Genomic DNA, 13,137 nt, shown 5'->3' with positions numbered 1-13,137 from the left:
AACGGCCCGCTACGACGCGTGGCGCAGGTTGACGCCGCTGCCCTTGTCGAACAGCACCACCTTGTCGGCGTTCCAGGCAAAGCGCACCGGCTGCTCGATGGCGACATCGGTCCTCGCCGGCACGGTGGCCCGCAAGGTACTGTCGCCCACGCGCAGCGTCAGGATCTTCTCCACGCCGTGGTTCTCGACATCGTGGACCCGCGCCTCGACCGGCGCGCCGCTTTCCAGATAGACGTCCTCCGGACGAATGCCGAAGACGAGCGGGCGGCCATCGGTCGCCGCGCCCGCCTTCAGCCCCCCGAAGTTCTTGACGCCTTCTGAAAAGGGCAGTTCGAAATTCAGCGGCGCCATCACCGCGCGGCCGTTGACCAGCTTGCCGTCGATGAGGTTCATCGGCGGCGAGCCCACGAAACTCGCCACGTAGGTGTCGCGCGGATTGTTGTAGATCTCGTGCGGCGTGCCGGTCTGGATGATGCGGCCATGGTTGAGCACGCCCACCTTGTCGCCCATCGACATCGCCTCGATCTGGTCATGGGTGACGAACAGGAAGGTGGCGCCGAGCTGGATCTGCAGGTTCTTCAGTTCCGTGCGCAGCGCCTCGCGCAGTTTCGCATCCAGCGCCGAGAGCGGCTCGTCCATAAGGAACACCCGCGGCTTGCGCACGATGGCGCGGCCGATCGAGACGCGCTGCATCTCGCCGCCCGACAGCCGGTCAACCTTGCGGTCGAGCAGATGCTCGATCCTCAGCGTGCGGGCGGCGCGGTCGACACGGTCCTTGATCTCGGCGTCGGGCAGCCGGCGGATCTTGGGCTTCAACGGAAATTCGAGATTTTCCCGAACGGTGTAGCGCGGGTAGAGTGAATATTGCTGCAGCACCAGCGCCACGTCGCGCTCGGCCGCGCCCCAGTCGGCGACATCGACGCCGTCGATGAAAACCTGGCCTTCCCCAGGCTTCTCCAGCCCGGCGATCAGCCGCAGCGTCGTCGTCTTGCCGGCGCCTGTCTCGCCGAGCAGGACGAAGAACTCGCCATCGGCGATGTCGAGGTCGAGCCCGGTCAGCGCCGTATGGTTGCCGAAGCTCTTGGAGATGTTCTTGAGCTGGATATGCGCCATCAGAGCCTCACCTCGAGCGACTTGCCGCTTGCCTTGTCGAAGAAATGCGCCTGGGTGGGATCGATGCGCGCGAACACCTTCTCGCCGGGGCCGCTGACGAAGCCGCTCTTGGTGCGGGCCCGCAGCATCTTGGAGCCGACCTTGAGATCGACGATGTCGAAGGAGCCAAGCGGTTCGACGATCTGCGTTTCGACCGGCAGGAACCCGTCCGCCGCGTCGCGGCGGATGAGGACGCCTTCGGGCCGGATGCCGAGCGCCAGCTGGCCGCCGGCATGGCCGTTGAGCTTCGACAGCAGCGCGTTGGGGAACTCGAAGCCGGCGGCCGCATCGCCGACGGTCACCGAAGCGGACGAGGCTTTCTCGGTCACCGCCGCATCGGCGACGTTCATCACCGGGCTGCCGACGAATTGCGCCACGAACAGATTGGCCGGCCGCGAATAAACCTCGTCGGGCGTGCCCACCTGCTGCAGCACGCCCTCATGCATGATGACGATGCGGTCGGCCAGGCTCATCGCCTCGATCTGGTCATGGGTGACGTAGATCGTGGTCGAGCCCTGCTTGATGTGCAGCCGCTTGATCTCGGCCCGCATCTCCTCACGCAGCTTGGCGTCGAGCGCGCCGATCGGTTCGTCCATCAGCATCGCCTTGGGCCGCCGCACCAGCGCCCGGCCGATGGCCACGCGCTGCATGTCGCCGCCCGACAGCGCCGACGGCTTCTTGCCCAAGAGATCGCTTATCTGCAGCGTCCTGGCGACCGAGCGGACTTCGCTGTCGATCTCGGACTTGCTCTTGCGCGTGGCGCGCAAGGGAAAGGCGATATTCTCGTAGACGCTCATATGCGGGTAGAGCGAGAACGACTGGAACACCATGGCGATGTCGCGGTCGGCGGCCTTCAGGTGCTGGACAGGCTTGCCGTCGATGAGAATGTCGCCCTCGTCGATCGTCTCCAGCCCGGCGACGGCGCGCAATGTCGTCGTCTTGCCGCAGCCCGACTGGCCGAGCAGCACGATGAACTCGTTATCCGCGATCTTGAGATTGAGGTCCTTGATGACCTGGACGGCGCCGAAGAATTTCTGGACGCCGCGAAGCTCGATCTGGGTCAATGCGGTGCTCCCGGATTTCGTGCGTCGCCGGCATGTCCGGTGCCGGCCCCCTCCTCGGGCGCGATCTTCGAGGTGATGTTGAAGCCGATCAGCCCGATCAGGATGATGGTCAGGCCATATGTATGCAGGAGCATGTTCCAGGGCTGGCACAAAGCCACGATGCCGAGCACCATCAGCACCTGCGAACCGGGCTCCAGATATTTCTGGTTGATCGCACGAAAACTCATTTGCGGATCGCTCCGAAGGACATGCCGCGCAACAGATGGTTGCGGAGCAGGAAGGTGAAGATCGCGACCGGCAGCAGGAACAGGAAGGTTCCCGCCGCGATCACCGTCCAGTCCGGCAGGCCGGAACCGACCTGGCTGGGAATGAAGGGCGGCGCGGTCTGGGCGCGGCGGTTGGTCATGATCAGCGCGAAGGCGTACTCGTTCCACGCGGTGATGAAGCAGAACACGGCGGTGGCCGCGATGCCGGTTGCCGCTTCCGGCAGCACGATCTTGAAGAAGGCTTCCATGCGCGTATAGCCGTCGACGAGCGCTGCCTCCTCATACTCCTTCGGGATTTCGTCCATGAATCCCTTCATCAGCCACACCGAGAACGACAGGTTGAAGGCTGTGTAGAGGATGATCAGCCCGATGTGGGAATCGTTGAGGCCGACGGCGCGGTACATCAGGAACATCGGGATCGCCACCACCACCGGCGGCAGCATGCGGGTCGAAAGGATGAAGAACAGTAGATCGGCCTCCCCCTTCACCTTGAAGCGCGAGAAGCCATAGGCGGTGAACGTGCCCATGCCGACCGCCAGCACCGTCGATGTGATGGCGATGATCAGCGAGTTCATGAAGCGGTTGGGATAGCCCGACCACTGCACCTCGCCCTTGCCGTCGCGCACGATCTTTTCGCCGCCGTCGAAGACGACGCGTTCCCACCAGGGCGCGGCGGCATATTCCTCCGGCGTCGGCGGCGTGCGCAATTGCGAGCGCTTGGTGAACAGCTTGACGAACGGCGATATCTCCGGCTGGAAGACCACCGTCGGCGGGATGGTGGTGGCCAGGTTGCGCGGCTTGAACGCCGTCGAGGCGATCCAGTAGATCGGCGCCAGGAAGATGATCGTCACCACCAACACGGCGACGATGGCCACGCGGTTGAACGCGACTTCGGAAGAGGTGCGCACAGCGGCCATCTCAGCGCTCCTTCACCTTGTTGAGGTATTTGACGTAGATGTTGGTGATCGCCAGGACCATGATCAGCACGATGTAGGCCATCGCGCAGGAGCGCCCCGTCTGCCATTCCTGGAACGCCATCTTGTATAGCCTGATGGAGATCAGCTCCGCCGTCGGCTGGCTGGTCAGGATGTAGGCGAGGTCGAAGGTCTTGAACGCTTCCATGGTGCGGAAGATGACGGCGATCATCAGGATCGGCGCCACCAGCGGCAGCGTGATGCGGAAGAAGGTGTAGAACGGCCCGGCGCGATCGATCGCGGCTGCTTCGTAGAGATGCTTCGGCACCGCCGACAGGCCGGCCAGCGACAACAGCATGACGAAGGGCGACCACATCCAGATGTCGGTCAGCGCGACGGCGTAGAGCGCCATCTTGGGGTCGGCCAGCCACTCGAAATTGCCAAGCCCGAGCGCGTAGTTGATGACGCCCCATGACGGATCATAGAGCAGTTTCCAGAACAGCCCGACGACCGCCATCGACAGCATCATCGGCAGCAGCAGCAAGGTGGTGATGAGACCCTTGAGCGGAATGTCGCGGTTGAGCAGCATCGCCACGCCGAAGCCAACCAGCAACTGCCCTGCGACCGAGATGATGACGTATTTCGCGGTGATGGCGAAGTTCGCCCAGACATAGGGATCGTTGAGCAGGTCGCGGTAGTTCTGCAGTCCGACGAAATTCGCCGGCGCGTTGGTCGACGCGCGGAAATCCGTGAAGGAATAGCCGAGCGAATAGATCAGCGGAAAGATGTTGAAGACGATCAGGAACAGAACCGTCGGGATGATGAAGAGATTGCGGATGGAAATGTCGCTCAGGCCGCGTGCCGCGGCGCGCGAGGACCTGTCGAGCGTGGTGATCATCGTGGTCGCCAAGACCTGCTCCCTTTAAAAGGACTCTGCCCCCGTTTCAAAAAAGAACGGAGGAGGCAGTGCTGCCCCCTCCGCGGGACATGAAGGATTATTGGACGCGGCCGTATTTCTTGAAGGTCGCGTTCCAGTCGGCGGCAAGCGCGTCCAGCGTCTCCTTGGCGGTGCCGCTGCCGCCGATCATGTAGGGATAGATGCGCTGGTTGAGCTGCTGCAGCAGTTCGGCGTATTCCGGCACAGCCCAGAAGTCCTTCACCTTGAACATGGTCTCGTAGAAGGCCTTGTTGTAGGGCGTGGCGTTCTGGAACTCGGCCGACTTCAGCACCGCCTGGCTGCAGGTGTAACCGCCAAGCTCAGCCCACCTTTTCTGTGTCGAGTCCTTGATGAACCACTCCAGGAACTTCATCGCCTCGTCCTGCTTCTGCGAGTAGGAGACGACGGAGATGCCCTGGCCGCCAAGGGCCGCGAACTGATCGCCATGCGGACCGGCCGGATTGGCGAAGAAACCAGTGTTCTTGGCATTCGGGTTCGACGCCTCGTTGATCAGCGAGGGGAAGAAGGCGAAGAAGTTCATGCTCATCGCGGCCAGGTTCTCGGTGATCGCCTGGTTGTCTTCGACGAAGAAGGTCTTGGCCCAGCCCGGAGGCGTGAACTTGTAGAGTTCCTTGTAGGCGTCGAGCGCGGCGACCGCCTTATCGGAGTTGATATGGCCGTCGACCTTGTAGGTCGCGTAGTCGCCCAGTTCGCCGCCATAGGAGAACAGCGCGTTCTCGAAGCCCATCGCCATCGCGTCATAGGAATTGTCGGTGTAGATGGCGATGCCGTAGCGCTTCTGGTCGGGCCGGTAGAAGAATTCGGCGATGTCGCGCAGCGCCTTGAAATCCTTCGGTACATCGAGCTCGTAACCGTATTTGGCCTTGAAGGCTTCCTTCTCCTTCGGGTCCTCGAACCAGTCCTTGCGGTAAGCCCAGCCGACGGCGTCGCCTTCGAGCGGGATCGCCCAGTACTTGCCGCTGTTGCCGGGATACTCGGCGTAATATTTCACCGTCGCCGGCGCCATGACGTTGCTGAGGTCATGTTTCTTGAAGAAGTCGGTGAGGTCGACATAGTGACCGCCCGTCGAGCCGGCGCCGAGCCACTGCGAGTCGCCGACGACCAGGTCATAGGCGTCGCCATGGGCGTTGAACTCGGTGAAGGTCTTGGTCTGGAAGTCGGCCCAGGGCGTGGTTTCCACCGTGATCTTGACGCCGGTTTCCTTCTCGTACTCGTTGCCGAGTTCCTGCAGGTAGTTGGCCGGATCCCACTCCGCCCAGAAGATGGTGAGCGACTTTTCCTGCGCGTAGACTGAAGTTCCGCAGGCAAGCGTCAGTCCGATACCAGCAAGCATGCTGGTCACTAACTTGCGCATAATGATTTCCTCCCTTGTGCGCATTCTACCGTGTCATGCGAGCCGGCAACCGGGCCGGCCCTGGTAGTTCCTCCCGTGATCGCACCTTTCCGGTTCCGGGCCTCCTCGCCCTGCCGGAAAATGGTTCGCAGCCCTCACCTGCGATCCACTTTTCTTTTCTGATCTGGTATTACCAATTCAGCATCGACGTCAAGCTCTTTCTTGGGCGGCAGGTAGCCCCATTGCTGGTGGATTCAGACATTATCTGTCTGTTTTCCCATGATTTTCCTACTCAATGATACATTGAGGTGTTGCCCTGCACGTCGCGGCAAGGATAATATTGGTAGTCGGCGGTAAAATCTGGTCGAACCAGATATAGGCTATTCTGCAGCTACCGTCGGATCGTTGCTGTCGCCACCCTCGATCGATTCCGCGACCGCGGCGCGCACCAGGGCTCCGGCCGCCCATTGCGCGACGGATCGCGTCCCGCGGCTGTCCAGACCCCAGATATCCTTGAGCACGATCAGCACCTCGACGCCGAAGATCAACGACAAGGCCTGCGCCAGCCGCTTGAAGTCGCGCGGCGGCAGGCTGCCCTTGAGCGGCGCGATCGCCTGCTTCAGCAGGTCGACGCGATGGCCGCGCGTGAAGGCTGGTTCACCGCCCAGAGTGCCGGCCTGGCGCCGCGCCCATTGATCGAGCGAAAGTTTCAGCGCCGCCTTGAACGTCGCCTCGAACGCCTCGATGCGCGGCATGGCCGTGTCAAACAGTTCCCTGACCCGGCGCTCGGCATCGGTGGAAGTCGATTGCCAGGTCAGGATAGGCCCGAGCCCTTCGTCGACGACCGCCTGCACGAGAGCCGCCTGGCTCGGGAAATAGCGATAGGCGGTGGCGCGGGAGACTTCCGCCGCCTCCGCGACTTCGCTGACCGAGGGCGTGACACCCGCCTGCATCAGCCGAGTCGCCGTCTCCAGCATCAGACGCTTGGTGCGCGCGCGAGGTCCGCGCTCTGGTGTGGGACCGCCGGCCGGTTCAGTCCCGTCGCTAGATCGGGCTTGTTGACGTGAGACATCCATACCAATACGATACGCGCGTCTCAAAAATTTGCAATGACCTCCTCAGCTCTCGGAGTGGTTAGGTTGACGCTCTACGGCGCCCCCCTGTGTCCTGCCGGACATCTCCCCCACTTGGGGAGAGATCGGATCTCATTTCCACTTTCGCCAATCTCCAACGTCGCAAGGCAGACGCCGGCGCTGCGGCAAGCCAATCTCCCTCGGTGTGGGGGAGATGTCCGGCAGGACAGAGGGGAGCGCGGTAGAGCGCCAAGCGTCGACGCACTGAACAGCACCGCCACGCCGACCGGTACGGGAAGGCGGCCATGAAGCGCATCTACGTCGTGGGCACCGCCGACACCAAGGGCGAGGAGCTCGCCTTCCTCGCCGATACGATCGCCGCCACGGGCGCCGCCGTCATCCGCGTCGATGTTGGAACACGCGAGGCGACCGTTCCGGTAGACGTTGCCGCGAAGGAGGTTGCCGGCTGCCATCCAGACGGCCGCGACGCCGTGCTGGGCGGCAATGATCGCGGCGCCGCGGTCGCCGCGATGGGCACGGCCTTCGCGCACTTCATGCCGTCACGAAACGACATTGCCGCCGTCATCGGCATTGGCGGCGGCGGCGGCACCTCGATCATCACAGCCGGCATGCGCGCGCTGCCGCTCGGCCTGCCCAAGATCATGGTCTCGACGCTCGCGTCGGGCGACACCGCTCCCTATGTCGACGTCTCCGACATCGTCATGATGCCTGCTGTGACCGACATGGCGGGCCTCAACCGGCTCTCGCGCGTCGTGCTGCACAATGCCGCCCAGGCGATCGCCGGCATGGCGGCCAGACCCGCGCCGCCGGCGGAAGGCAAACCGTCGATCGGGCTCACCATGTTCGGCGTCACCACGCCATGCGTGACCGCGATCGCCGACCAGCTTCGTTCCACCTATGACTGCATGGTCTTCCACGCCACTGGCACCGGCGGCCGCAGCATGGAGAAACTGGCCGACAGCGGATTGCTCTCCGGCGTCATCGACATCACCACGACCGAAGTCTGCGATCTCCTCTTCGGCGGCGTGCTGCCGGCGACCGAAGATCGCTTGGGCGCCATCGCCCGCACCGGCCTGCCCTATGTCGGCTCGGTCGGTGCGCTGGACATGGTGAATTTCTGGGCGCCTGCCACGATCCCGGAACGCTATCGGGACCGGCTCTTCTATGAGCACAACCCGAACGTCACCCTGATGCGCACGACGGCGGACGAATGCCGTGCGATCGGCGAATGGATCGGCGCCAGGCTAGCCCTCTGCGACGGGCCGGTGCACTTTCTCATTCCCGAAAAAGGCGTCTCGGCGCTCGACATCGAAGGCGGAGCCTTTTTCGACCCGGAGGCCGATGCCGTCCTGTTCGACGCCATCGAGCGCGCCATCAAGCCGAACGGCAGGCGCCGTGTGACGCGCCTGCCCCTGCATATCAACGATCCCGAATTCGCCAGGGCCGCCGTCGCGGCCTTTCTCGACATCGCCAGACAGTGAGAGACCAGACATGCCGGCAATTCCGCGCAAGGACATATTGAAGAAATTCCGGGGCATGATCGACAAGCGCGTGCCGATCGTCGGCGGCGGAGCCGGCACCGGCCTGTCGGCAAAGGCCGAGGAAGCCGGCGGCATTGACCTCATCATCATCTACAATTCCGGCCGCTACCGCATGGCCGGGCGCGGCTCGGCCGCCGGCCTGCTCGCCTACGGCAACGCCAACGAGATCGTCAAGGAAATGGCCTACGAGGTGCTGCCGGTGGTCAAGAAGACGCCGGTGCTGGCCGGCGTCAATGGCACCGACCCCTTCGTCATCATGCCGCTGCTCCTGGCGGAACTGAAGACGATGGGCTTCTCCGGCGTGCAGAATTTTCCGACGATCGGCCTGTTCGACGGCACCATGCGCCAGAGCTTCGAGGAAACCGGCATGGGCTTCGGGCTCGAGGTCGACATGATCGCCGAGGCGCACAAGCTCGACCTCTTGACCACGCCCTATGTCTTCAACTCGGACGAGGCGCGCGCCATGACAAAAGCCGGCGCCGACATCGTCGTCGCTCATATGGGCGTGACGACAGGCGGCTCGATCGGCGCGACGTCGGCCAAGTCGCTCGACGACTGCGTCGTGGCCATCGACGCCATCGCCGAGGCGGCGCGCTCGGTGCGCAAGGACGTCATCCTGCTTTGCCATGGCGGACCGATCTCGATGCCGGACGACGCCCGCTACATCCTTTCCCGGGCCAAGGGCCTGCACGGCTTCTATGGCGCAAGCTCGATGGAGCGCCTGCCGGCGGAGGCCGCGATCGCCAGGCAGACCGCTGACTTCAAGGCCGTCACGCTGGGCGGCGACACAACGACGGCGAAGAAAAACAAGGGGTGATGACATGAGCGACAAGAGCAAGGTGTTCGTCTATCCGAAGGATGTCAGCGCCTTCGGCTTCGACTGGGGAAAACTGTCGCTGACGGTGGCGCCCGAGGTCAACGGCGCGACCCGCTTTTCCGGCGGCGTGGTCGACCTGCCGTCGGGCAAGGGACACACGCGCCACAACCATCCGGGCGCCGAAGAGATCATCTTCGTCATCTCGGGCAATGGCGAGCAGATGGTCGAGGACGAGAACGGCAATCCGGTGGTGGCGAAGGTCGGCCCCGGCTGCACCATCTATGTCCCGGAAAGCCGGTTTCACTCGACGCTGAACACCGGAGACGGACCAATGCAGCTGTTTGTGGTCTACTCGCCTGCCGGGCCGGAACTGGGCCTGCGCGAGCTACCGGATTTCAGGCTGATCCCGGCGGGGACGTGATCTCTTCTGCAAAGTCGCAGCCCCCTCATCCGACCGCTACGCGGCCACCTTCTCCCCATGGGGAGAAGAGAAAGGCGCCAGCGTCTGCCACCTCCTCTCCCCTCGGGGAGAGGTCGGATTGCCCCGAATTGCACTTCGCAATTTCGGCCTCGGCAATCCGGGTGAGGGGGCAACGCCGACCTTCGCCAGCTAAGCCGTCCCACCCCTGTTCCACCCGCGCCCCCGGTCCCCGAACATCACATAGCCGGTGTCCGTCACCGCCAGCGTGTCCTCCAGCTTGATGAAGCCGCGCGTCGGGTGAAGCATGGTCGTTTCCACCGACAGCACCATGTTCCTCTCCAGCGGCTTGGCCGCGTAGGTGCCCTCGTAAGTCACCGGATGATTGGTCATCAGGAACGGCGCCTCATGCGTGATCAGGCCCATGCCGTGAGCGAAGAAATCCGTATAGGGCGCGACCTTCGACGCCTTCAGCACGCCCTCCGCATGCGAGATCATGTCGCCGCCCAGAATGCCCGCCTTCACCTTGGAGAAGGCGGCCTGCTGCACCGTCTCCACTTCGGCCAGCAAGTCTTCCAGCTCGGCGTCCGGCTCGCCCAGAATGCCCATCCGGCAGAGGTCGCCGATATAGCCGTGATAATTGCCGCCGGAATCGATCGACAGCACCTCGCCCTTCTTCCAGGCCTGCGATGAGGCGGCACGGTTGTGGCTGGAACCCAGCGTCAGCAGGCAATATTCGAAATGCGCGCCGCGATTGGTCTCCTCGCGCCGGATCTGCTCGATCATCTCGGCCTTGGTCGTGCCTTCGCGCGCCCAGGCGATGGTCGCCAGCATGGAATCTGTGATGAGTTCGGACGCGGTGCGCAGCTTCTCCAGCTCGGCATCGGTCTTGATGGCGCGCATGGTCTCCAGCATGCCGGTCGCGTCGATCAGCCTGGCGTCGGGCAGCGCCTTGCGGATCAGCGCATAGGCGTCAGAGGGCAGGAAACCAGGCTCGATGCCGATACGCGCTCCCTCCCTGCCGATCTTTCTGATGTGCTCGACCGCGAGGTTGGCCGCATCGAGCGTGCCCCAGCAGGCGGCGTGCAGCGTCGGCGTCCAGAACGGATGGTTCTGGTGCTCGCCACCCTCCATGCGGTTGCCGATATAGGCGGCGTGATCCGGGCCGCCCTTCTCGTAGACCAGGATCGGCAAATAGCGGCTGTGGCCGATCGCATCCATGGCGGCGAAGAAGATGAACTTGTAGCCACCCAGAAGGTACTGCGTGTTGTGCTTGGAAGTGGCCAGCAGCACATCGATGCCGGCATCCTCCATCAGCCTGTCGACCCTTGCCTGATCGAATGGCAGATTGCTGACGGCACTCTTGCCCGGAGCAATGTTCATCTTTCTCTCTCCCTGAATTGCCGGTGGATCGGCGCTGTTTCGCATCCCATCCGATGGCTTGCGGTCAAATCTGCACCATTTTGCCTTCTCTGGTCTAGCCAGAAATACACCAAGAGCATGTGATGACGGCCACAAAGCCGCCATCCGCCTGCGCAATGACAAATCTGGTCCTACCAGATAGGTCATCCAAACCATTTCCCTTGAACTGGTCCAGCGGGCGAAAATTTCAAAGCCAAGCAAGGATGCGCCAATTCCGTCTCTGGCGAAACCCTCGCCAAGGCTCATAATCACCGCTGCAAGGATGCCGGCGGGCCTCGCCCGGCATCGAGGGGTGTTGGCGCCGACCGGGTCCGCGCGCAGGAGGGAGTTCGATCATGTCAGGTTTCACCATTTCCAGGCGCACGATGCTTGCCGGCTCGGCGCTGCTGCTGGCCTCCACGGCCATGCCGACACTGGGCCGGGCGCAGACACCGAAGAAGGGCGGCCGGCTGGTGCTCGCCGCCGATTCCGAGCCGCGCAACCTCAACCCGGCGATCGTCGCTTCCAACGGCGTCTTCTTCATCTCCAGCAAGATCGTCGAGACGCTGGCCGAAGCCTCCTTCGACGGCAAGGACGGGCTTGCGCCACGGCTTGCCGTGAGCTGGGAAGGCGCGGCCGATGGACTCTCGGCGACCTTCAAGCTGCGTGACGGCGTCAAATGGCATGACGGCAAGCCGTTCACCTCGGCCGACGTCGCCTTCTCGGCGCTGCAGATCTGGAAGCCGCTGCAGAATCTCGGCCGCACCGTCTTCAAGGATCTGAGCGCGGTGGACACACCCGACGATCTGACGGCCGTGTTCAAATTCGCCAAGCCGACACCGTTCCAGCTGATCCGCAACGCGCTGCCGGCGCTGTCGAGCGTGGTGCCCAAGCATCTCTACGAGGTCGGCAAGATCGAGGACAACCCGGCCAACACCGCGCCCGTCGGGACCGGCCCGTTCAAATTCGCGGAGTACAAGGCAGGCCAGTACTACCGGCTGACGAAGAACACGGATTACTGGGGCAAGGACGAGCCCTATCTCGACGAGATCATCTATCAGGTCCTGCCCGACCGCACCTCGGCGGCGAGCGCCCTGGAAGCCGAGGAGATCCAGCTTGCCGCCTTCTCCGCCGTGCCGCTCGCCGACCTCGACCGCATCTCCAAGGTGCCAGGCCTCAAGGTGATCACCAAGGGCTATGAGGGGCTGACCTACCAGCTCGTCGTCGAGATCAACCATCGCCGCAAGGAACTGGCCGACGTGAAGGTGCGCCAGGCGATCGCGCACGCCATCGACAAGGATTTCGTCGTCAAGACGGTGTTCCTCGGCTACGCCGCGACCGCCACCGGCCCGGTGCCGAAGAACGATCCGCAGTTCTACACCGCCGACGTGCCGACCTATGCCTTCGACGTCGCCAAGGCCAACGCGCTGCTCGACGAAGCCGGCTACAAGAAAGGCGGCGACGGCAACCGTTTCTCGCTGAAGCTCCTGCCCGCGCCTTATTTCAACGAGACCAAGCAGTTCGGCGACTATCTGCGCCAGGCGCTCGCGGCGATCGGCATCGACGCGCAGCTCGTCAACAACGACTCGGCCGCGCATATCAAGGCCGTCTACACCGATCACGCTTTCGACCTCGCGGTCGGGCCACCGGTGTTCCGCGGCGATCCGGCGATCTCGACCACCATCCTGGTGCAGAGCGGCATTCCCGACGGCGTGCCGTTCTCCAACCAGGGCGGCTACAAGAACGACGCGCTCGACGCCCTAATCACCAAGGCTTCGGAGACCCTCGACACCTCGGCCCGCACCGACCTCTACAAGGAGTTCCAGAAGGAGGTTGCTGCGGACCTGCCGCTGATCAACGTCGCCGAATGGAGCTTCATCAGCGTCGCCCGCGACAAGGTCGGCAACATCGCCAACAATCCGCGCTGGGCGGTCTCGAACTGGGCGGACACGTATCTGGAATCGTGACACAGTCGCGCGGATGAGAATTCGCGAGAAAATGGGGACTTCGGCGAAGGCCGGGTTCCCGCCCACCCCCCTCTGTCCTGCCGGACATCTCCCCCGCAAGGGGGGAGATCGGATGTCACGCCGGCTTTCGCAAATCTCCAGCGTTGCTAACCAGCGGAAAGAGCGCCGTCATCGACGCTGCCAATCTCCCCCCTTGCGGGGGAGATGTCCGG

Annotated in this window: 12 protein-coding genes; 4 read left to right on the top strand and 8 right to left on the bottom strand. The window is 63.5% G+C overall.

What is annotated here, in order from left to right:
• Positions 1-9 precede the first annotated feature (9 nt).
• The 7 genes from J0I79_RS14710 to J0I79_RS14680 form a co-directional block, all read right to left on the bottom strand.
• Entirely contained in the window at positions 10-1,113 is a 1,104-nt protein-coding gene (locus J0I79_RS14710; protein ID WP_292859708.1) for an ABC transporter ATP-binding protein, read from the bottom strand.
• Entirely contained in the window at positions 1,113-2,216 is a 1,104-nt protein-coding gene (locus J0I79_RS14705; RefSeq protein WP_292859705.1) for an ABC transporter ATP-binding protein, read from the bottom strand. Before J0I79_RS14705 ends, J0I79_RS14710 begins: the two co-directional genes overlap by 1 nt.
• Positions 2,213-2,443 carry a hypothetical protein gene (locus tag J0I79_RS14700; RefSeq protein WP_292859702.1) on the bottom strand — a complete coding sequence of 77 codons (231 nt, stop codon included), beginning with the start codon at positions 2,441-2,443 and terminating at the stop codon, positions 2,213-2,215. Before J0I79_RS14700 ends, J0I79_RS14705 begins: the two co-directional genes overlap by 4 nt.
• Positions 2,440-3,399 carry a carbohydrate ABC transporter permease gene (locus tag J0I79_RS14695; protein ID WP_292859699.1) on the bottom strand — a complete coding sequence of 320 codons (960 nt, stop codon included), beginning with the start codon at positions 3,397-3,399 and terminating at the stop codon, positions 2,440-2,442. Before J0I79_RS14695 ends, J0I79_RS14700 begins: the two co-directional genes overlap by 4 nt.
• A 1-nt stretch (position 3,400) precedes the next feature.
• A complete protein-coding gene (locus J0I79_RS14690) occupies positions 3,401-4,306 on the bottom strand; it encodes a sugar ABC transporter permease (RefSeq protein ID WP_292859696.1) in 906 nt (301 codons plus the stop codon).
• 85 nt (positions 4,307-4,391) lie between these two features.
• Entirely contained in the window at positions 4,392-5,708 is a 1,317-nt protein-coding gene (locus tag J0I79_RS14685) for an extracellular solute-binding protein (RefSeq protein ID WP_292859693.1), read from the bottom strand.
• Between the two features lie 359 nt (positions 5,709-6,067).
• Entirely contained in the window at positions 6,068-6,763 is a 696-nt protein-coding gene (locus tag J0I79_RS14680) for a TetR/AcrR family transcriptional regulator (protein ID WP_292859690.1), read from the bottom strand.
• Positions 6,764-7,065: 302 nt separating this feature from the next.
• Here J0I79_RS14680 and J0I79_RS14675 point away from each other — a divergent pair, with 302 nt between their 5' ends.
• The 3 genes from J0I79_RS14675 to J0I79_RS14665 are packed head-to-tail and all read left to right on the top strand — an operon-like array spanning position 7,066 to position 9,560.
• On the top strand, positions 7,066-8,262 hold the full coding sequence (locus J0I79_RS14675; protein WP_292859687.1) for a Tm-1-like ATP-binding domain-containing protein: 1,197 nt from the start codon (positions 7,066-7,068) through the stop codon (positions 8,260-8,262).
• Between the two features lie 10 nt (positions 8,263-8,272).
• Positions 8,273-9,139, top strand: coding sequence for a phosphoenolpyruvate hydrolase family protein (locus J0I79_RS14670; RefSeq protein WP_292859684.1), 867 nt, complete (start codon positions 8,273-8,275; stop codon positions 9,137-9,139).
• Between the two features lie 4 nt (positions 9,140-9,143).
• Positions 9,144-9,560 (top strand): cupin domain-containing protein, encoded by a 417-nt coding sequence (locus J0I79_RS14665; protein WP_292859681.1) that lies wholly within the window; start codon positions 9,144-9,146, stop codon positions 9,558-9,560.
• 189 nt (positions 9,561-9,749) lie between these two features.
• Here the strand turns inward: J0I79_RS14665 and J0I79_RS14660 are convergent, their stop codons facing one another.
• Entirely contained in the window at positions 9,750-10,940 is a 1,191-nt protein-coding gene (locus J0I79_RS14660; RefSeq protein WP_292859678.1) for a Xaa-Pro peptidase family protein, read from the bottom strand.
• A gap of 374 nt (positions 10,941-11,314) precedes the next feature.
• On the opposite strand from J0I79_RS14660, the gene J0I79_RS14655 reads away from it, so the two are divergent.
• On the top strand, positions 11,315-12,925 hold the full coding sequence (locus tag J0I79_RS14655; RefSeq protein WP_292859675.1) for an ABC transporter substrate-binding protein: 1,611 nt from the start codon (positions 11,315-11,317) through the stop codon (positions 12,923-12,925).
• Positions 12,926-13,137 lie beyond the last annotated feature (212 nt).

The organism is Mesorhizobium sp. (assembly GCF_017306585.1).
Classification (GTDB): Bacteria; Pseudomonadota; Alphaproteobacteria; order Rhizobiales; family Rhizobiaceae; genus Mesorhizobium.
The sequence above is the reverse complement of the archived record's forward strand: the minus strand, read 5'-3'. Positions and strand labels throughout refer to the sequence as shown.